Origin of the sequence: Kordia sp., from assembly GCF_050633145.1 — a bacterium.
Lineage (GTDB): Bacteria > Bacteroidota > Bacteroidia > Flavobacteriales > Flavobacteriaceae > Kordia.
Genome location: NZ_JBOEFY010000051.1, coordinates 1 through 19,562, shown reverse-complemented (window position 1 = coordinate 19,562; position 19,562 = coordinate 1). Strand labels below are relative to the sequence as shown.

At 32.4% G+C, this 19,562-nt stretch carries 19 protein-coding genes; 6 read left to right on the top strand and 13 right to left on the bottom strand.

Going from position 1 to position 19,562, the window contains the following annotated elements; translation table 11 throughout:
• Positions 1 to 64 precede the first annotated feature (64 nt).
• The 4 genes from leuB to ACRBBL_RS21560 are packed head-to-tail and all read right to left on the bottom strand — an operon-like array spanning position 65 to position 4,368.
• Positions 65 to 1,180 (bottom strand): 3-isopropylmalate dehydrogenase, encoded by a 1,116-nt coding sequence (gene leuB, locus ACRBBL_RS21575; RefSeq protein WP_431371168.1) that lies wholly within the window; start codon positions 1,178 to 1,180, stop codon positions 65 to 67.
• Between the two features lie 6 nt (positions 1,181 to 1,186).
• Entirely contained in the window at positions 1,187 to 1,771 is a 585-nt protein-coding gene (gene leuD, locus ACRBBL_RS21570) for a 3-isopropylmalate dehydratase small subunit (RefSeq protein WP_431371167.1), read from the bottom strand.
• A 2-nt stretch (positions 1,772 to 1,773) separates the two neighbouring features.
• On the bottom strand, positions 1,774 to 3,165 hold the full coding sequence (gene leuC, locus ACRBBL_RS21565; protein WP_431371166.1) for a 3-isopropylmalate dehydratase large subunit: 1,392 nt from the start codon (positions 3,163 to 3,165) through the stop codon (positions 1,774 to 1,776).
• Between the two features lie 30 nt (positions 3,166 to 3,195).
• A complete protein-coding gene (locus ACRBBL_RS21560) occupies positions 3,196 to 4,368 on the bottom strand; it encodes a 2-isopropylmalate synthase (protein ID WP_431371165.1) in 1,173 nt (390 codons plus the stop codon).
• A 158-nt stretch (positions 4,369 to 4,526) separates the two neighbouring features.
• Between ACRBBL_RS21560 and ACRBBL_RS21555 the strand changes: the two genes are divergently transcribed.
• Entirely contained in the window at positions 4,527 to 6,071 is a 1,545-nt protein-coding gene (locus ACRBBL_RS21555) for a hypothetical protein (protein WP_431371164.1), read from the top strand.
• Positions 6,072 to 6,114: 43 nt separating this feature from the next.
• Here ACRBBL_RS21555 and rsgA read toward each other — a convergent pair whose 3' ends face one another.
• The 7 genes from rsgA to metG all read right to left on the bottom strand — a co-directional run bounded on the left by rsgA (position 6,115) and on the right by metG (position 12,943).
• Positions 6,115 to 7,179, bottom strand: a complete 1,065-nt coding sequence (rsgA, locus tag ACRBBL_RS21550) for a ribosome small subunit-dependent GTPase A (RefSeq protein WP_431371163.1) — start codon at positions 7,177 to 7,179, stop codon at positions 6,115 to 6,117.
• 30 nt (positions 7,180 to 7,209) lie between these two features.
• Complete coding sequence (locus ACRBBL_RS21545) at positions 7,210 to 8,001, bottom strand: GNAT family N-acetyltransferase (RefSeq protein WP_431371162.1); 792 nt, start codon at positions 7,999 to 8,001, stop codon at positions 7,210 to 7,212.
• Positions 8,001 to 8,543 carry a TetR/AcrR family transcriptional regulator gene (locus ACRBBL_RS21540; protein WP_431371161.1) on the bottom strand — a complete coding sequence of 181 codons (543 nt, stop codon included), beginning with the start codon at positions 8,541 to 8,543 and terminating at the stop codon, positions 8,001 to 8,003. The genes ACRBBL_RS21545 and ACRBBL_RS21540 overlap by 1 nt, the downstream gene beginning before the upstream one ends.
• Before the next feature lie 204 nt (positions 8,544 to 8,747).
• Positions 8,748 to 9,263 (bottom strand): ferritin, encoded by a 516-nt coding sequence (locus tag ACRBBL_RS21535; protein ID WP_431371160.1) that lies wholly within the window; start codon positions 9,261 to 9,263, stop codon positions 8,748 to 8,750.
• A 117-nt stretch (positions 9,264 to 9,380) separates the two neighbouring features.
• On the bottom strand, positions 9,381 to 9,902 hold the full coding sequence (locus ACRBBL_RS21530) for a GNAT family N-acetyltransferase (RefSeq protein ID WP_431371159.1): 522 nt from the start codon (positions 9,900 to 9,902) through the stop codon (positions 9,381 to 9,383).
• 26 nt (positions 9,903 to 9,928) lie between these two features.
• On the bottom strand, positions 9,929 to 10,867 hold the full coding sequence (locus ACRBBL_RS21525) for a hypothetical protein (protein WP_431371158.1): 939 nt from the start codon (positions 10,865 to 10,867) through the stop codon (positions 9,929 to 9,931).
• A gap of 27 nt (positions 10,868 to 10,894) precedes the next feature.
• A complete protein-coding gene (gene metG / locus ACRBBL_RS21520; protein WP_431371157.1) occupies positions 10,895 to 12,943 on the bottom strand; it encodes a methionine--tRNA ligase in 2,049 nt (682 codons plus the stop codon).
• 235 nt (positions 12,944 to 13,178) lie between these two features.
• On the opposite strand from metG, the gene ACRBBL_RS21515 reads away from it, so the two are divergent.
• The gene (locus tag ACRBBL_RS21515) at positions 13,179 to 14,069 is read left to right on the top strand and encodes a S66 peptidase family protein (RefSeq protein WP_431371156.1); all 891 of its coding nucleotides are present in this window, start codon (positions 13,179 to 13,181) and stop codon (positions 14,067 to 14,069) included.
• On the opposite strand, the gene ACRBBL_RS21510 is transcribed toward ACRBBL_RS21515, so the two are convergent.
• Positions 14,066 to 14,854, bottom strand: a complete 789-nt coding sequence (locus ACRBBL_RS21510; RefSeq protein ID WP_431371155.1) for a class I SAM-dependent methyltransferase — start codon at positions 14,852 to 14,854, stop codon at positions 14,066 to 14,068. The two genes, ACRBBL_RS21515 and ACRBBL_RS21510, sit on opposite strands and share 4 nt — an antisense overlap.
• 161 nt (positions 14,855 to 15,015) lie before the next feature.
• On the opposite strand from ACRBBL_RS21510, the gene ACRBBL_RS21505 reads away from it, so the two are divergent.
• Positions 15,016 to 15,375 carry a YraN family protein gene (locus ACRBBL_RS21505; RefSeq protein WP_431371154.1) on the top strand — a complete coding sequence of 120 codons (360 nt, stop codon included), beginning with the start codon at positions 15,016 to 15,018 and terminating at the stop codon, positions 15,373 to 15,375.
• 84 nt (positions 15,376 to 15,459) lie between these two features.
• Entirely contained in the window at positions 15,460 to 16,119 is a 660-nt protein-coding gene (locus ACRBBL_RS21500; RefSeq protein ID WP_431371153.1) for an aspartate kinase, read from the top strand.
• Positions 16,120 to 16,857: 738 nt separating this feature from the next.
• Here ACRBBL_RS21500 and ACRBBL_RS21495 read toward each other — a convergent pair.
• Complete coding sequence (locus tag ACRBBL_RS21495) at positions 16,858 to 17,040, bottom strand: hypothetical protein (protein WP_431371152.1); 183 nt, start codon at positions 17,038 to 17,040, stop codon at positions 16,858 to 16,860.
• A 201-nt stretch (positions 17,041 to 17,241) separates the two neighbouring features.
• On the opposite strand from ACRBBL_RS21495, the gene ACRBBL_RS21490 reads away from it, so the two are divergent.
• Together ACRBBL_RS21490 and ACRBBL_RS21485 are read left to right on the top strand one after the other, a co-directional pair.
• On the top strand, positions 17,242 to 18,939 hold the full coding sequence (locus tag ACRBBL_RS21490) for a helix-turn-helix domain-containing protein (protein ID WP_431371151.1): 1,698 nt from the start codon (positions 17,242 to 17,244) through the stop codon (positions 18,937 to 18,939).
• 97 nt (positions 18,940 to 19,036) lie between these two features.
• The gene (locus ACRBBL_RS21485) at positions 19,037 to 19,282 is read left to right on the top strand and encodes a hypothetical protein (RefSeq protein ID WP_431371150.1); all 246 of its coding nucleotides are present in this window, start codon (positions 19,037 to 19,039) and stop codon (positions 19,280 to 19,282) included.
• Positions 19,283 to 19,562 lie beyond the last annotated feature (280 nt).

The window sequence follows — 19,562 nt, the reverse complement described above, 5'->3', positions numbered from 1 at the left end:
AAAAAACATTCCCTTTCTAAAAATGAAGAAAGGGAATGTAAGCACTCTCTAAACACTCTAAATACTAAATAATAGTAGATTGCCCAACCTGGATGTTTCCAGAATTGATATGCAAAGTATCTATGTTTTCAATAAATTCTTCTATAAAAGTTCCTACGTTTTGGGTAGAATATCCTCCATTTGCATTTAAATCTGGTGTGCAAATTTCAAGATCGATAGCACGTTCTACCGCCTCACGAATCGTATCTGCTTCTTCTGTTAATCCAAAATGATCTAGCAACATAGCTGCCGATAGGATGGAAGCAATCGGATTGGCGATGCCTTTTCCTGTTGCTTGTGGATATGAACCGTGAATTGGCTCAAATAGCGCATATTTTTCTCCAACCGAAGCAGAAGCTAATAATCCAATAGATCCACCAATGACACTGGCTTCGTCTGAAATGATATCACCAAACATATTTTCGGTTAAAATCACATCAAACTGACTTGGATTGAGCACCATTTGCATGGCTGCATTATCCACAAACAAGAAATCTAATTCAACATCAGGGTATTGTGAAGCCATTGCTGTAACGACTCTTCTCCATAAACGAGAAGTTTCTAATACATTGGCTTTGTCAACTAAAGTTAATTTTTTTCTTCTGCCTTGAGCAGCTTTAAACGCAAAATGCGCCACACGCTCAATTTCTTCTTTGCTATACGAACACAAATCGGAAGCTGCTGTTCCGTCTTCACTTAAGGTCTTTTCACCAAAGTAAATTCCACCAGTCAATTCACGATAAATTGTAATATCAGTATCTTGAATGATGTGTTTTTTTAGTGGCGATTTGTCCAATAAAGTATCATACGCTTTTACAGGACGAATATTAGCAAACAAGCCTAAAGCTTTGCGTAATGCCAATAAACCTTGCTCTGGACGTACTTTTGCATCTGGATTGTTGTCGTATTTCGGATCGCCAATGGAACCAAATAAAACTGCATCTGCGTCTAAACATAAATCCAATGTTTTTTGTGGCAACGGATTTCCAGTTTCATCAATAGCAATGGCACCAACTAGTGCATCTTCAAAAGTGAAATTGTGTTGATATTTTTCTGCAATCGCAGTTAATATATTTATGGATTGGGCGGTTACTTCGGGACCAATTCCATCGCCTGAAAGGACTGCAATGTGTAAGTTCATAGCCTTTTAATATATATGTTGTTGTTCAAATGCTTCAATTTTAGATATGTTACTGACTAAGAAGTCAATATCATCATATCCTTTTTGCAAGCACATTTTTTTATACGGATTAATGTCGAATGAAGCCTTTTCAGTTCCAAAAGCAATCGTTTGTGCTTCTAAATTGACTTCAATTTCTGTATTTGGGTTTTCTTGAATTTCCTGTAAAAGCTTCGTCAAAAATGCTGGCGTAACTTGAATTGGCAATACATGATTATTTAATGCATTTCCTTTAAAAATATCTGCATAAAAACTGGAAACAATTACGTTGAATCCAAAGTCTTTCAATGCCCAAGCTGCATGTTCTCTACTAGATCCGCAACCAAAATTATGTCCGGCTACTAAGATAGAACCTGCGTATTTTTCTTCGTTTAATACAAATTCAGTGTTTAGGCTTCCATCTTTTTGATAACGCCAATCTCTGAATAAATTTTCACCAAATCCTGCTCTGCTTGTTGCTTTTAAAAAACGTGCAGGAATAATTTGATCAGTATCTATGTTTTCTACAGGCAATGGATACGCTGTAGAGGTAAATTTGTTGAATGTACTCATAACTAAACTTCTTCTAAGATTGGAACGTTAACATCTACGATTTTTCCTGCAACGGCAGTAGCTGCGGCAACTAATGGACTTGCCAATAGTGTGCGCGAACCTTGTCCTTGGCGTCCTTCAAAGTTTCTGTTTGAAGTAGAAACGCAATATTCGCCATCAGGAATTTTATCATCATTCATTGCCAAACATGCCGAACAACCTGGTTGACGTAGTTTGAAACCTGCTGCTTCAAAGATTTTGTCCAAACCTTCTTCTTGAATTTGTTTTACCACCAATTGTGAACCTGGTACTAACCAAGCATTGATATTTGGTGCTTTTTGTTTTCCTTTTACATAGTTGGCTGCAACTCTAAAATCTTCAATACGTGAATTGGTGCAGCTTCCTATGAAAACATAGTTTACTTGTTGTCCAATTAAAGATGCTCCTTTTTCAAAATTCATGTATTTCAATGATTTTTCTAAGTTGACATCTTTTGTTGTTGGAATATTTTCAGTCAGCTGAATTCCCATGCCTGGATTGGTTCCAAACGTAATCATTGGTGTAATATCAGCTGCATCAAATGTATATTCAGTGTCAAATTCCGCGTCAGCGTCCGTCTTTAATGTTTTCCAATAGGCAACTTTTTTATCAAAATCAGCTCCTTTTGGTGCAAACTTTTTACCAGCTACATACGCAAATGTTGTTTCATCTGGAGCGATCATTCCGCCACGTGCGCCCATTTCAATACTCATATTGCAAACAGTCATTCTGCCTTCCATAGACATGTTTTCAAAGACTTCGCCTGCAAATTCTATAAAATGTTGTGTTCCGCTATCGGTTCCTAATTTTGAAATAATGTATAAGATGACATCTTTCGGTAAGACATTGTTTTGTAAACTTCCGTTTACCGTAATGCGCATCTTTTTAGGTTTGGATAATAGCAAAGATTGACTTGCAAATACTTGTGCTACTTGACTTGTTCCAATACCAAAAGCAATGGCGCCAAAAGCTCCATGTGTTGAGGTATGACTGTCTCCACAAACCATGGTCATTCCTGGTTGTGTGATTCCCAATTCAGGTGCCATTACGTGTACAATTCCGTTGTATTGATGTCCTAAAGCGTAGAGTTCAATATTGTGTTCGTCACAGTTTTTTTGTAATTGTTGTAGTTGATTGCGCGATAAATCGTCTTTTACAGGTAAATGTTGATCTACTGTTGGCGTATTATGATCGGCAGTGGCTACAATCTGTTTTGGTCTAAAAACAGGAATATTTCGATTTTTCAATTCATTGAACGCTTGCGGACTCGTTACTTCATGAATTAAATGCTTGTCTATATATAAAATTTGTGGTCCGTTAGGAATGCTGTCTACAACATGCGTGTCCCATACTTTATCAAATAGTGTTTTTTTCATCTTAGTTAGAAATTTTCACAAATGTTTGGCTTAGGCGTACATTCTTTTCGTAATTGCACTCGTTTTTATGATCTGATGAATATCTGTATCAGTTACTTCTTTGTGTTTGTCAGCAAAATGTAAGAAGTTACTATATACAGTATCTAATTCAAGTTTCGTAAGGTTGTACCCAACATTTTTAGCTCGGTATGCCAATGCAGCACGTCCGCTTCTTGCCGTAAGTACAATAGAAGAAGTTTCTGCACCTACATCTTTTGGATCCATGATTTCGTACGTTTCTCTATTTTTAATTACACCATCTTGATGAATTCCAGAACTGTGAGCAAATGCGTTTGTTCCTACAATTGCTTTGTTTGGTTGCACAGGCATTCCCATTGTGTCTGAAACTAATTGACTCATTTCAGTCAACATCTTTGAATTGATGTTTGTATTTAAGTCTAAATACGGATGTTGTTTTAGAATCATAGTTACTTCTTCTAGTGAAGTATTTCCTGCACGTTCGCCAATTCCGTTGATCGTACATTCTATTTGTCGTGCACCATTTATAACTCCCGAAATAGAATTTGCTGTTGCTAGTCCTAAATCGTTATGACAATGACAAGAAAGTATTGCCTTGTGGATTCCGGTTACATTTTCTTTTAAGTATTTTATTTTCTGTCCGTATTCATCAGGTAAACAGTAACCAGTTGTATCTGGAATATTCAGTACTGTTGCGCCTGCTTTTATAACGGCTTCGCAAACTCTCGCTAAAAACTCATTGTCGCTTCGTCCTGCATCTTCTGCATAAAATTCCACATCTTCTACAAAAGATTTGGCATATTTTACAGCAGCAACGGCGCGTTCAATAATTTGCTCTGGAGTTGCTTTGAATTTATGTTTCATGTGCGATTCAGAAGTTCCGATTCCTGTGTGGATTCGTGGACGCTTTGCATACGTTAAGGCTTCTGCTGCTACTTTTATATCGTTTTCTACAGCTCTCGTTAATCCGCAAACTGTAGCATTTTTTACTATCTTTGAAATGGCTTCCACCGACTGGAAATCGCCAGGACTTGATACAGGGAACCCTGCTTCAATTACATCGACTCCTAAAATATCCAATTTGGAAGCAATCATTAGCTTTTCTTCCTTGTTGAGTTTACAACCTGGAACTTGCTCACCATCTCTTAGGGTAGTATCAAAAATATAGACTCGATCTGTACTCATAAATTAAAAATTTGAGTGTTTATTTCTTTTTATTCATACGAATGTATACTTTGTATTTCCTAAAACGAATGATAAAGCCATGTGTTTTACAGCGCTAACTGTATTTGTTTTTAGATTAAATAGTTGATAATTAATTATTTACATAACAGTTTTTTACAATGCCAAACTCACAAAAGGAATCTTTATTTGTATTAATCAAATCGTTATCAAAATCTGAGAAGCGACAATTTAAGTTGTATGTAGGACGATTTGAAGGCAATGTGAATTCTAAATTTTTAGCCTTATTTACTTTTTTAGAGAAGAGTCAAACGTATGACGAACAAGCTATTTTGAAAAAGAAGATTGTTACCAAACAGCAATTATCAAATTTAAAAGCCAATTTATATAAGCAAATTTTAAAGAGCTTACGCTTAAATCCTGCACAACATAATATTCGAATTTCTATTAGAGAACAACTTGATTATGCAACCATTTTGTATAATAAAGGTTTGTATAGACAGAGTTTGAAATTGCTCGATAAAGCCAAAATTCTTGCTTTAGAACATGAAGAGAAGAATGTTGCGTACGAAATTGTGGAGCTGGAAAAGATTATTGAAACACAATATATTACTCGAAGCTTATCGAGCCGTGCTGATGAACTTTCTGCGGAAGCGAAAAAATTAAGTATCCAGAATGTTTTAGCGAGTAAACTGTCAAATTTGTCATTAGAATTGTACGGTTTGTTGCTTAAAGTTGGCTATGTGAAAGATGAGAAAGATTATAAAGAAATCAACACGTATTTTCACGATCGACTGCCAAAAGTTGATATGAAAGACTTAGGGTTTCGTGAGAAGTTATGGTTGTACAAAGCACATTTGTGGTATAGTTTTTTGACTCAAGATTTTTTGTCGAGCTACAGGTATTCTCGAAGATGGGTGGATTTGTTTATGCAAATGCCAAAGATGAAAACAATTCATCCTGTGTTTTATTTGAAAGGAAATCACTATTTGTTAGAATCGCTGTTTTATATTAAACACGAAGTAAAGTTTAAAGAAGTGTTGTTGCAATTGGAGCATGATATTGAACACGATATTATTCCGCAAAATGATAATACCAGAGTGTTGAGCTTTTTGTATGTGTATATGAATAAGTTGAATTATCATTTTTTGACAGGAACGTTTAGCGAAGGATTGTACTTGGTAGATGAAGTAAATGCGCACATTAAAACGTTTGAAAATAGAATTGACGAGCATCACGTGATGATTTTTTATTATAAGATTGCGTCCTTGTATTTTGGTGCTGGCGATAATAAAAATTGTATTGAATATTTACAGAAAATTATTCGAAATAAATCCTTGAAAGTGCGCGAAGATTTGTTGTGTTTTTCTAGAATTTTGAATTTGGTAGCGCATTATGAGTTAGGCTTGGATTACCATTTGGAAACACAGCTTAAAAATACGTATAAGTATTTGTTGAAAATGGACGATTTGCACGAAGTTCAGAAAGAAGTGATTAAGTTCTTGAAAGGTTTAGGAAATATTTATCCGCATCAAATTAAGAAAGCTTTTGAAGCCTTACATGCCAAATTGAAACCTTATGAAGACGATCCGTACGAGCGCAGAGCGTTTTTGTATTTGGATATTTTATCGTGGTTGGAAAGTAAAATTCAAAATAAACCTGTTGCTGAAATTATTCATGCGAAAGCGAAGAAATTGATTCGGTAACGATTGTTTTATTAGTGTTTGATTTTGGGATATACTTTATGATTTAGTATTTATTTCGTTTTCGTTGTTTTTGAACATTTCGAATCATTTTCCCAAGATTTTTATCTTTCTTTCTCTTTTCTTCAGCACTTAATTCAAAAAAAGCACTTTCTTTTTCTAGTTTCAGGAAATTGGCATAAGAATCAGAATCAATTTCGCCATTTTCTAGTGCGTTTTGAACTTCACAACCCTTTTCATTTGTATGAGTGCAGTTACTAAATTTACAAGTTTGCGCTAAAGCAACAATAGCATCAAAAGTAGATTCAAGTCCATCAGAAGTATCAGTTATTCCAACTTCTCTCATTCCAGGGTTATCAATTAAAACCCCATTTTTTAATACAATTAATTCTCTATGTGTTGTGACATGCTTTCCTCGGTCAATACGCTGACTAATTTCCCCAGTATTCATCACATTTCCCCCAATTAACGAGTTAATAAGTGTCGATTTACCAACTCCTGAAGAACCTAATAAACAATATGTTTTTCCTTTAATCATTTTACTTTCAAGCTCATTTATTCCAAATTGAGTTTGGTTACTAATTGCAATAATAGAAACATCTTTAATTCTATCTTTTACTTCTTTAATAAGCTCGTTAAATATTTGTTTATCTATTAAATCAATTTTACTTAAAATAATTATGGGTTCTACATTTGAGGTATTACAAATGGTTAGATATCTCTCTAAACGATTAATACTAAAATCTCTGTTTACAGATTGAACAATTAAGGCATAATCAATATTTGTAGCAATTATTTGAGTTTGAGTAGACTTGCCAACAGCTTGTCTTTCTAGAATTGAATGTCTAGAGTAGACAGCATGTATTAGCACTTTGTCAGTATCATATTCGGAAATAGCAACCCAATCTCCTACAGCTGGTAAATCGTGTTTGCTTCTTGCATTATACCTTAAATTTCCTATAATTTCTGCATTAAATTCTTTGTGTTCTGTTTTTACAACATATCTATCTTTATGCTCTAATATGACACGACCAACACCAAAGGATTCAATATCTTTTTCCTTTCGATATTCAGCTAATGCTTTAGTATATCCTAAATCTTCAAGTTTCATTTTAGTTGTAATGTTTAGTATTTATTGCTATTAATTATTTGTGAAACTGATATCAAAAATTATGTTTGAGCAATAAAACCCTGATTTTTCAATGACTTTTCTAGAAGCTATGTTTTCTAATGTAGTTGAACAAATTGGTTTCCTTCCTCTTTTTAATATTCTGTTGACTTGCATTTGCATCACTTGTGTTGCTATACCTTTTCCTTGATAGTTTTTGTTCACAATGATTCCTAAATCGGCTATGTCCGGTTGAGAATCACTTATTCTACATTCACTAGTAGCAATTAGAACATCTGATTCCTTAGCCATAAAAATTTCTTTTCTTGAAACAAGATTTTCAGTATAACCAAAGGTGTCATCCATACCAACTTGTTCTTTCAAAAATGCTTTAATATCTGGAATATCTTCAGTAGTGACTAATTCTATTTGTAGTTTTGAGTTTACTTCAATAGCTGTATTTATATGTTCAAAACAGAAGGTATTTGCCTTTATAGCTATTGAATGAAATAGGCAGGCATTAAATCCAATAGGTTCATTTGAGCTCAAACTTGCCGATTTAATTAGCTCTGATTTAATTAATTGTTCAATTATAGTATTCATTTTTGAACAATATTTTTCTTCAAGAAATATCTGTGTTAAAGCAGCTTCTTCATTTATACAACAATATCCTAAAATGTTGTTGTCATTTTCTATGAGATAATGTTGAGAAGAACCAATATATAGTATTTCCCACATTGCATCAATTGGTGATTTTAATTTTTGATATAATTTTGACCTTAAACTATCAATTGTTTCAGTTATATCTGATTTTATAAATTTCATTAGTTTGTGTATTTATGAATGAGCTCATTTTTCATTTTTAGTAATGGATAATTATCAAAAACTGATAAATAATTTAACGCAATTCCATCAATTTCGGCTAGAAGTATATAGGTTAGAATTTCACTTCTTTCGATAGAAATTTTATCAAAAATTCTTTTTACTGACTTGAATAAGATGTCCGCTCTTTCTTTAATGTGTACTTCTAATAAACTTCTGGTTGAAGGTTGAAACATTATATTTAGATTAAATTGAAAAAATAATTTGTCATTTTCTAACTGAAAAAACACATTGTTTATTAGTTGTTTCAATTCTTTTTTAGGTTCTATAGTGTCATCTGTAATCACATTCAATTCAACCATTTTGAGAGTACTTGATGTAAAAATTTCTATGAGAATTGTTTCTTTTGATTCAAAATGATGATATACTAACCCTTTTGAGACTTTTGCTTCTTTGCAAATTAATGCCATAGATGTTTTTTCAAAACCTAATTCCGAAAATAGTTTCGTTGCAGTTTCTAGTACTTTTCTCTTTTTATCACTCATAATTTAAATATAAAACCGACTGTTCGGTCTGCAAATATAATACTATTTTTAAGTTGAAGATATTTAATTCGCTAAATGTTTTGTGGCAGTAAGTACAAAGTATACATAATAGTAGTTTATATACTTGTTTCTGTATAGGTTTAAAACATAAAAAAAGCGATTGAAAAATTTCCAATCGCTTTTATATATTTTAAAATAGGTGTTTTATTGAGCCGGACCTGTTGATGGCTGTACAGTAATTGCTTGTACATCTCTGTCAAACAAATACAATCCACCTTTATCGTCACCAATTAAGTTGATTTTGTCTAAGATAGTACGTGCCAACGCTTCTTCTTCAATTTGTTCTGCAACATACCATTGTAAGAAGTTGTGTGTTGCATAGTCTTGTTCTTGCAAACTGATATGTACTAAATCGTTGATACTTTTTGAAACTTTTACTTCATGATCAAACAATTCTTGAAACATGTCTTTTAGTGAACCAAATTCTAAAGGCGGCTTTGATAATTCTGAAATTATTGCATGTCCACCGCGTTCGTTTACATACTTTACAAATTTTAGCATGTGTTGACGTTCTTCATCTGAATGCATATACATAAATGATGCTACACCTTCAAAACCTTGCGTTTCAGCAAAGCTTGCCATGGCTAAATATACTTGTGAAGATTCTGCTTCTATTTTTATTTGCGCATTTAGCGCATTTTGCATTTGTTCTGATAACATAGCGTGTATTTTTTTGAGATATGTAAAAATACGCATAAGATGTGAGTTTTACTTACGCGTATGATAATTTTAATTTATTCTAACTAAAGGATTATTGATTGGTTTTTTTCTAGCTACTTACTTTTTTAATGCGTACACGATATTGTCTGCATTATCGACGTCTTTTTTACCTTCAATTAGTGCAAAACCATTTCTTTCGAGCAGTTTTTTTGAACTTTTATTTTGACCATGTGTATAGGCTTCAATCAAGTCTAAATTCAATTTTTGGAATCCGAATTCAGTTACACTTTTCAATGATTCATTCATGATTCCTTTTCCTTGGTATTTTGGACTTAAATCGTATCCGACTTCGGCAGTTTTGCCATCTTCTGAAAAGTTCCACAAACAAATACTACCGATCATTTCAGAGGTATCTTTTTCCGTTATTTTCCAATAGTATAAAACCTGATTGTCAATTCCTGTGCTAATCTTTTCAATAAATTCCAGCGCTTTCTCTTTGGTTTCGGCAGTTGGTCTTTTTACAAATTTATTCACGTCTTTGTCTGAACGTAAAAAAGAAATCATTTCCCAATCCGTATTTTGTAACCTCTTTAGTAACAGTCGTTCAGTTTGTATTTCAGGAAAATTATGTTTGGTCATTTTTTTGAATTTGTAGTGAATATCTTTTATTCCAACTCCTCAATTTCGATACCAATAAAACCTTCAATTATTTTTTGCTCTTCTGCGCTTTTTGATTTGATTTTTTCAACATCAATATAGCCTAGTTCATCATCTTCGTAGTGAAACTTTAATAAATCTTCTATTGCTAAAGTATCTGCATTTAGAAAGCTTACGTATTCCGCATATTCTGTTGAAGATGGTTCTTCGATTTTTTCTAAAATTTCATGCAAAGCATAGGTTCTATCACTTGAAGGCAAACGTAAACCACGTCCTTTTGCTTCAATAGCAAATAGTGTATACAATTGATGTTCTAAGTAAGTTACAAAGTCACAGCTCACTTCATCAGTATATGCAGCACTATGATCTTCTCCAAAGGCAAAATACGGATTGTTGCTATCTTCAAACAAAACCATACACGTATCATAATACGTATTGTAATAGTCTAAGAAAGCCAATATTCCACCGTCATTTTCTTTTAAATCTTCACTATAACCGGTATAATCATGATCGCCCATGACATTTACTTTATACGGACTTAAAATGCAATTTAACGGCAATAAGCATAAATTTCCTTCAAATCCATCAAAGTCATAATCGGCAGCAATAAAATTTTCAATCGTTTCGTTTGTTGCTGTTTTCGCTTCTATTTCAGAAGATATTACATTTGAATGCCATATAATGTTTAGTCCATTACTTAGCTTGTAAAATTCTCGGATGTACTCGTTAAACTTGAAATTTGAGCTTTCATTTTCATCATCGTCACCAGAGATTTCGAGCGCAATTTCTTCTTCAACAGTGTTTATTTCACTATCAGAAAGTCCTTTGTATTGTGTGAAAATAACTTTTTCAACTAACGGACTATTTTCTAAATTTTCAATTACTTTTTCTAATCGTAAAAAATAGTTTTTAGCCCATTCTTTTGCTGAAAAATTAAATTCACTCATAGTCTATTTTAAGTTTTTTGAGAACGATTAATTAATAGTTTCACCATTGTTAACGTTAGCTTCATCCGGATTTACAAAAACCAACTTGCCTTCTGGCGTTTCAGTCATTAAAATCATTCCTTGACTTTCTACTTTGGCAATTGTTCTTGGTGCTAAATTGGCAAGAACCGTTACTTTTTTACCAATAATTTCTTCTGGTGAAAAGCTTTCTGCAATTCCAGATACAATCGTTCGTTTGTCTAAACCTGTATCTACTAAAAGTTTTAAAAGCTTTTTTGTTTTGCGAACTTTTTCTGCTTCAATAATAGTTCCTACGCGTAAATCTAACTTTGTAAAATCGTCAAAAGTAGCGGTTTCTTTTTGTGGAACAACTTCTTTATTTGCCGCTTCATTTGCTTTTCTAGTCGCTTCCAATTTGTCCAATTGCGCTTGAATTTCTTTGTCGTCAATCTTTGCAAATAACAATTCAGCTGGATTGATTTTATGTCCTGTCGGGATTAGTATTTCTTTAGTAGAAATATCATTCCAAGACAATTCCGCGTCAAGCGCTAATATATTTTTTAATTTGTTTGAAGTAAATGGTAAAAATGGCTCTGAAAGTACCGCAATGGCAGAAGCAATTTGCAATGCAACATACATGATACCTTTTACAGCTTCAGGATCTTCCTTGATCTTTTTCCATGGTTCATTAGCTTGCAAAAACTGATTACCCAATCGTGCCAAGTTCATTAATTCCTGACTTGCTTCACGGAAACGATATCTTTCAATAGAACTCGAAATAATTGCTGGGAAATGTTTTACTTGAGTCAATTCTTCATAACTTCCTGTATACTCAGGCACAATTCCGTCATAATATTTATGCGTCAACACAACTACACGATTGATAAAGTTTCCTAAAATAGCAACCAATTCACTGTTGTTACGTGTTTGGAAATCTTTCCAAGTAAAATCGTTGTCTTTAGTCTCAGGCGCATTCGCGGTCAACGCATAACGCAATACATCTTCTTTTCCAGGAAAATCTTCTAAGTATTCATGCAACCAAACTGCCCAATTTTTAGAGGTAGATAGTTTCTTTCCTTCTAAATTTAAGAATTCGTTTGCAGGTACATTATCTGGCAAAATATAATCGCCATGTGCTTTTAACATTGATGGGAAAATAATACAGTGAAATACAATATTATCTTTTCCTATAAAGTGAACCAATTTTGTGTCTTTATCTTTCCAATACGGTTCCCAATCTTTTCCTTCGCGTGCTGCCCATTCTTTCGTAGCTGAGATATACCCAATTGGCGCATCAAACCAAACATACAATACTTTTCCTTCGGCACCTTCAACAGGAACAGGAATTCCCCAATCTAAATCGCGTGTTACTGCACGAGGAAGTAAGCCGTCATCAACCCACGATTTTACTTGTCCGTAGACATTGGCTTTCCAGTCTTTTTTATGTCCTTTTACAATCCATTCGTTTAAGAAATCACTGTATTTATCTAATGGTAAAAACCAGTGTTTTGTTTCTTTTAACGTAGGTGTATTTCCTGTAATTGCTGATTTTGGATTGATTAATTCAGTTCCACTTAATGCGCTTCCACAATTTTCACATTGATCGCCATAGGCTTCTTCATGATTACATTTTGGGCAAGTTCCTATCACAAAACGATCTGCTAAAAACTGATTGGCCTCTGCATCGTATAATTGTTCTCTTTCGTCTTCAATAAACTCACCATCTTCATATAGTTTCTTAAAAAATTCAGAAGCTGTTTTGTGATGAATTTCCGCAGAAGTACGCGAATAATTATCAAACGAAATTCCAAAATCTTCAAATGATTGTTTAATAATTCCGTGATATTTATCGATGATGTCTTGCGGCGATATACCTTCTTTATCGGCTTTCATTGGAATAGCTGCACCGTGTTCGTCACTTCCGCAAACAAAAGCAACATCATTGCCTGTTAAACGTAAGTAACGTGCATAAATATCTGCAGGAACATACACACCAGCTAAGTGCCCAATGTGAATAGGTCCATTGGTATACGGTAAAGCTGCGGTGATGGTATATCGTTGTTTATTTTGACTCATTTCGTTTTGTTTCAATTCAATAAGTTTACGTTTTCAATGATTTTGAGTATTGAAAATCGCGTATTAACGTGCAAAAATAAGGATTCCTACAAGATTTTTATGTTGAAATTGCAAGGAAATCATATTAATTTGACTGCTAAAAGTCAGAAAATCGATTTTTTGTGCAGATAATCTAAAAATGAATTTTGTTTTGATGAAAAAAAAGAATCTGTATATTTTCACATACTTTTAAGTTATGAACCAACCGAAACCACTACACAAAGGAGCAACTGTGGGTATTTTGTCTACGGCACGTAAAATTTCAATTACTGAGATTGAAGCCGCTATCGAATTACTGCATAGTTGGGATTTAAAAGTTGTTCTTGGAACAACGATTGATCTTGAAGAAAACCAGTTTGCTGGTGATGATATGACACGTGCAATGAATTTTCAACAGTTTATGGATGATGAAAGTATTGATGCAATTTGGTGCGCGCGTGGCGGCTATGGAACGATCCGTATAATAGATCATTTAGATTTTTCGCGATTTATACAAAAACCAAAATGGATTGTTGGCTATTCTGATATTACTGTTTTACATGCAAAAGGACAAGAATTAGGCTTTGAAACTGCACACGCCACCATGCCAATTAATGTGTCTAAAAACAGTGCGGAATCTTTAGAAAGTTTGCGAAAAGTACTGTTCGGCGAAAGTCTTAAATATTCTGTCCCCAAAGTAGCATATAATAGAAAAGGAAATTCGACAGGCGAATTAATTGGTGGAAATTTAAGTATGCTGTACAGTATGACAGGCTCTAATTTGGCATTAGATACAACAGGGAAAATTTTGTTTTTAGAAGATTTAGATGAATATCTGTATCATGTTGATCGGATGATGATGAATTTGAAACACAACAAATATTTTGAAGGCTTGTCTGGATTGATTGTTGGCGGAATGACAAGTATGCACGATAATACAGTTCCTTATGGAAAAAATGCACATGAAATTATTTTAGATGTTACTTCTGAATATGATTTCCCAATATGCTTTAATTTTCCAGCAGGACATCAATATGATAACCGCGCTTTGATTTTTGGAAAGAAAGTAAACTTGAATGTAGATTCAAAAGTGAATTTATCGTTTTAATTTTCTTTCTGACTTAAGAGAAAAAGATAGTCACCTTTTCTATTTTCGTACGATTTGATGATTTTGTTAATTTCTCCCGAAGCAATGTCTTTTTTGAGTTGCGCCAATCCTTTTTTGACTTCTTCTTGATGCGCCAAGTGTGAAAAAGAAGAAATTCCGTTGCGAATAGCTGCGTTTAAATACAAGCTAGCATTGTGTTTTCCAACATATAAAAAATGATCTTTTAAATCGGGTTGAATAAAGTATCTTTCTGTAAAAATATTTTGAAATCCAGCGGCATTCATAGCGTTGGTTATTTTCTCTAAGGAAGGCATTTGTTGTGTAGAATCTTCCATCATTTTTGGAAAATAATGATTCAGCCAATAGCCTTTCATCTGATCAGGAGTTGCAGTGAAAAACACAATATTTGTATAGTTTTTCATGACGCGAAATAATTCTGAAAATCCTTTCTCTAAATCATTCCAATGATGCAAGGTCAACGTTCCTACAATACCTTCAACACTTGAATTTTCTTGAGGAATATTTTCAGCAGTTCCGAGTTTCCATGTAATTTTTGGATAATTAGTTTTTGCCTTGCCAAGCATTTTTTGAGAAGGATCAATACCTATAAATTTTGTCTCCTTAGTATGTAGTTTTGAAGTGTAATTCCCTGTACCACATCCAATATCTAAATACAAACCACTACGGATTGGATTTAAATGGTAATGTAATCTTTCCAATAAAAAAGGATCGGCTTTTCGGGTGTCGTTATATCCTTTTCCAATATGATCGTATTTTGCTTCCATATCGATTCGGTTGTTTAGTTACTAATGTAGTAAATATCATCTGTGAGATACACTATTTTATCATCACAAAAATTGATAATAGTATGTAGAATTTTTGGGGTTCGTTGTTGATTATCAGCCTTAAGATACGTATTTTATGTGAAAAATTTATAAGCATATTTATGGCTACACATAATGAATTAGGAATTGAAGGTGAAAAATTGGCTGTTGCCCATCTTCAAACACATGGATATGAGATTTTGGAAACCAATTATCGATTTCAAAAAGCAGAAGTAGATATTATAGCTCAAAAAAAGGGAATACTTGCTGTGGTAGAAGTGAAGACAAGAACTTCTGCCGATTTTGGAAATCCTGAAGAATTTGTAAGTCAAAAGAAGATTAAATTATTGGTGAAAGCTGTAGATAACTATATTAATGATAATGACTTAGATGTAGAAGTGCGTTTCGATATAATTGCAATTTTACTGCAAAAACACGATGTTATAATAAATCACATAGAAGATGCATTTTACCATTTTTAAAAAATACTGTTATAATTATAACAAATTGTTTTGAAAATAGTTTTTCTGTTTGTATTTTTGTAGTCTATTAAAATTATAGACTTAATGAAGACAATTTCATCAATTGTAGAAGAATACATAAAGACTAAGCCATTTCTATCGAGTGCGTTATCACAAGGAATCATTAATTTAACTTCATTATCACGACTTATCAAACCTGAAATAGAACATCAGTTAGGAAAAGAGGTGAAAAATGGTGCTATTGTAATGGCATTAAAGCGATTGTCATCGGAATTAGAATTTCGTGTGACGCATCGTGTATTAAAATTTGTTCGAAATATTGGTGAGATTACCGTTCGTTCTTCATTGAATGATTACACGTTTAAAGTATCGGAAACTTTATTGAAAAATCAGGCATTGTTTATGTCGGAAATAGAAAGTTTGAATACTGTTTTTTATACATCGTCACGCGGAGTAAATGAATCAAATATTGTAGTAAGCAGTGAAGTTGCTGAAAAGGTAGGGAAGTTTTTTAAGAATGAAATTTTACTAGAAAAACAAGAAAACCTATCATCAATTACGGTCAAACTTCCAAAAGACAATGTAACTGTTCCTGGTATTTATTATTTTATCTTTCAGAGACTATCTTGGGAAGGTGTAAATATTTATGAAGTTATTTCTACAACTAATGAATTCACTATTTTAGTGAACGATGAACAAGTAGATAAAGCATTTACCGTAATTAAAAACTTGAAATCACTTTAGTACAAATTATTTAAAATCCTACACGTACCTATAACTGTTATGAAAAACAGGTATTTATACGCTGTAGTTGTTCAGTTTTAATTCAGAAATTTGTCTTTATAGAAATTATTTTCGTTAATTTTGATGTATGTAAAAAGAGTTTAGCCAACTTTTTTACAATTCAAAAAAAACAGAAAGTCTATTTCTGTAGTATACGTTACCCCTAACGCCCACTTTATTTGTAGATTCTTTTAAAGAATCAATCATAGAAGATTATAATTACATTTCGATTTTACAGTCGAAGAAGTATAGCATGCTGTTATTTTTTGACCAGTATGGTTATATGAAGTTAATGTAAAGAAACAAAACTGCTTATAAAAGCGGTAGTTATATGATATATAAAAGTTTGCGTGGAAGAATTGACAATTTCTGTTTAGTAGGTAGATAAGTCTTAGGGCATTTTTCTTAAGAAAAAGAGATTTATCAGATTTGAAATTAACAAACTCTTTACGTAATTTTAGTTTTACGAGAAATCCCGCTCATTGAGCGGGATTTCATATATGTACAGGTTGGTAATTTAGTGAAATAACACATTCAAAGCTATTTCATTATCCCATACATAGAGAGAAAACGATTAATTTTGTTTTTTGAATGTTCATTCTTTGTGTAAAACAAAGCTGCTTTTTTAAGACAGCTACGTAAATCTAAAATACGTTCTGTTTTAACAATAGTCTTTGGTAAAAAGACATTTTTAAGATATTATCTACAAGCGCGACACCAAGAAATAAAAGTTACCACAACTGAACCTGCTGAATCATCTTCTTCGCAGATTAATACTGATTCAATTGTACAAGCTCCACTTCCTCCGTGGACAGTTGAAGAATTAAAAGATGAAATAGATTTCTTGTTTAGCTTTAACGATTTTAAATTTTGTTTTTTCATAATGGTATTGTTTTGATTTATATTCATTGTGAATTATTCACAGAAACAAAACAATGATTAAATTGATTACCAGTCAATTAATGTATCCGACGATTCCTTGAATTGTACCTGTAATTCCGCGAATTGTAGAAAAGCTGGAGGTGAAACTTGATAGTTTCAAGGTGCTTTTCAGTTATATTTGTTGGAAATATTATTCTCTACATGAAAAAAATCTTAATATATACATGTCTTTTTCTAGTTAGTATGTTTGCATCGGCACAAGAAAAAGATCCTTTTTCAGATGAATTCGAAGCAATACGCGTAAAAATGCGAGATACGAGTATTAGCTCAGCTCAAAAGCAGGAATTTTTTAATCAATATTGGATAAAAGCAAAAAAGTCTAATCAAAATATTAATATTGGTCGAGCGTACTATTTAAAAACATTGGTTACTAAAGATATTGATGAGCAATTCCAATATTTAGATACTGTTATTTTCTACACTAAGAATATTAAGGGAGATGATCTTTTTCCAATGCAAGCACACACTCATAAAGGGCGTCTTCACTTTTACCAGAAAGATTACGTAAAATCTTTAAATGCTCAAATTGAAGCAAAACATGCTGCTGAAAGTAGGAATCATATTAAATATCAACGAAGTATAAAATATAATATAGGTTTGTTAAAGCGAATTTTAGGGCTTTATGAAGAAGCCGAAATATTGTTTTTAGAATGTAAAGAGTTTGAGGAAAACAGAGAAGAAAAACATTTAGAAACCTATGTTAATATTTTATTTCAATTGTCATCAGTTTACTTTGAACTAGGAAAAATAGAGAAATCACAAGAGATAAACTCCCAAGCAATCAAATTAACCAAAGATAGTGACTTAAATATATATTATTATTACTCTTTCGTATCTAATGAAGGAATGAACTTAAATGCAGAAGGTAATTATAAAGCTTCTATAGATAGCCTAGAAAAAGCATATACGTATCTGAATGAAGCAGATAAAAATGTAGCAAATTTCTATTTAGGAAAAAGTTATTATGAGTTAGGAAATAAAAAAAAGGGTATTGACTACTTTAAAAAAATAGACACTGTTTTTAAAGCTACTAATGATTTATTTCCATCAATATCACCAGCTTATGTGTATTTGATAAATGATAGTAAGGAAAAAAAAGATAAAGACTTACAATTATACTACACAAATCAATTGCTAAAAGTCGATACTATCATTAATAAGAATTACAGATCCTTATCAAAAAATATAACCAAAAAATATGATGTGCCTCGATTGATGGAGGAGCGAGATGATATTATAGTAGAGTTAGAAGAAAAAAATAGAAAAGGCGATGAAGAAAAGAAATGGATTCTTAAAATAAGTATTACTGTTTGTTTTTTAGCTATTGGACTGTTTTTATATTATTATCGTTTAAAACGTGTTTACGAAAAAAGATATCAGTCAATTATAGAAACTATAAAAGAACCGATAATAGAAGAAATTAGAGTTGAAGATACTAATTTACTTCCGGCACCAAGCTTGAATATAGATCAAACAATAATAGAAGAAACTCTGCAATCATTAGATGAATTCGAAAAAGGAGAAGCGTATCTAACAAATCAAATTTCTCTCAAAGATGTAGCAAAAATTGTAAATACAAACTCTAAATATTTATCTAAAATTATAAATACGTATAAAAAAAAGAACTTCATTACATATATTAATGATTTACGAATTGACTATTTTGTTAGAAACATTCAAACCGACACAAAATACCAGAAATATACAATTAGAGCCATTGCCGAAGAAATTGGATTCTCTAATCCAGAAGGGTTTTCTAGAGCTTTTCAAAAAAAGACAGGATTAAAACCATCATACTTTATTAAAAAAGCCCGGCAAAATGCTACAAAAAAACAATAATTCACGGAATTATAGTTTTCAAGTGCTTGATTTTTAGTGGATATTGTGTTTGAATGTTTAGATTTGACCACATTCAAAAATTTTAAAATTATTAAAGATGAGAGAAAAGAAAAAATCACTAAGACTAAAAAAATTTAAAATTGCAAACCTAAATTTAGTTAGAATACATGGAGGGAATTCAAATCCGTGTCAAGCAAATACTCAACAAACAACACAACAACATGCAGATAGTGATACTTGTTGTACTAGAGATAATTCTACATGTTCAGTCGGGCAAATGCTATCTGATAATAAAGTTGGTTGTAACGGAAATCCACCACCAACAGCAGAAACAGTATGTTAAAGCATATTTAAAATTGCAAAATAAAAAAGCAGAGAAGTTATATTACTTTTCTGTTTTTTTATTCTCTAACTTAAGAGAATTCAACTTAAAAGTGTGTAATACTTTGATAGATAGTTACAATTCCGCGAATTATTGCAAAACTTGAAATGAAAGCAAATACTGACTATTACTTTTCAATTATATTTGTTAGAAATACTTCCCTTAATATGAAAAAGCTTGTACTATTATTATTGTTTGTTGGAACAGCTGTCTTTGCTCAAGAAGAAGATTTACTAAAGGA

Excerpts from the sequence above, each read along its gene's own strand:
- ACRBBL_RS21540 (WP_431371161.1), bottom strand. The coding sequence starts at position 8,543 with ATGAGTGATAAAAAGAGAAAAGTACTAGAAACTGCAACGAAACTATTT.
- ACRBBL_RS21515 (WP_431371156.1), top strand. The coding sequence starts at position 13,179 with ATGAACCAACCGAAACCACTACACAAAGGAGCAACTGTGGGTATTTTG.
- ACRBBL_RS21485 (WP_431371150.1), top strand. The coding sequence starts at position 19,037 with ATGAGAGAAAAGAAAAAATCACTAAGACTAAAAAAATTTAAAATTGCA.
- rsgA (WP_431371163.1), bottom strand. The coding sequence starts at position 7,179 with ATGAAACTTGAAGATTTAGGATATACTAAAGCATTAGCTGAATATCGA.
- ACRBBL_RS21490 (WP_431371151.1), top strand. The coding sequence starts at position 17,242 with ATGAAAAAAATCTTAATATATACATGTCTTTTTCTAGTTAGTATGTTT.
- ACRBBL_RS21530 (WP_431371159.1), bottom strand. The coding sequence starts at position 9,902 with ATGACCAAACATAATTTTCCTGAAATACAAACTGAACGACTGTTACTA.
- metG (WP_431371157.1), bottom strand. The coding sequence starts at position 12,943 with ATGAGTCAAAATAAACAACGATATACCATCACCGCAGCTTTACCGTAT.
- leuC (WP_431371166.1), bottom strand. The coding sequence starts at position 3,165 with ATGAAAAAAACACTATTTGATAAAGTATGGGACACGCATGTTGTAGAC.
- ACRBBL_RS21560 (WP_431371165.1), bottom strand. The coding sequence starts at position 4,368 with ATGAGTACAGATCGAGTCTATATTTTTGATACTACCCTAAGAGATGGT.
- ACRBBL_RS21505 (WP_431371154.1), top strand. The coding sequence starts at position 15,016 with ATGGCTACACATAATGAATTAGGAATTGAAGGTGAAAAATTGGCTGTT.
- ACRBBL_RS21500 (WP_431371153.1), top strand. The coding sequence starts at position 15,460 with ATGAAGACAATTTCATCAATTGTAGAAGAATACATAAAGACTAAGCCA.
- ACRBBL_RS21545 (WP_431371162.1), bottom strand. The coding sequence starts at position 8,001 with ATGAAATTTATAAAATCAGATATAACTGAAACAATTGATAGTTTAAGG.
- ACRBBL_RS21535 (WP_431371160.1), bottom strand. The coding sequence starts at position 9,263 with ATGTTATCAGAACAAATGCAAAATGCGCTAAATGCGCAAATAAAAATA.
- ACRBBL_RS21510 (WP_431371155.1), bottom strand. The coding sequence starts at position 14,854 with ATGGAAGCAAAATACGATCATATTGGAAAAGGATATAACGACACCCGA.
- leuB (WP_431371168.1), bottom strand. The coding sequence starts at position 1,180 with ATGAACTTACACATTGCAGTCCTTTCAGGCGATGGAATTGGTCCCGAA.
- ACRBBL_RS21555 (WP_431371164.1), top strand. The coding sequence starts at position 4,527 with ATGCCAAACTCACAAAAGGAATCTTTATTTGTATTAATCAAATCGTTA.
- ACRBBL_RS21495 (WP_431371152.1), bottom strand. The coding sequence starts at position 17,040 with ATGAAAAAACAAAATTTAAAATCGTTAAAGCTAAACAAGAAATCTATT.
- leuD (WP_431371167.1), bottom strand. The coding sequence starts at position 1,771 with ATGAGTACATTCAACAAATTTACCTCTACAGCGTATCCATTGCCTGTA.
- ACRBBL_RS21525 (WP_431371158.1), bottom strand. The coding sequence starts at position 10,867 with ATGAGTGAATTTAATTTTTCAGCAAAAGAATGGGCTAAAAACTATTTT.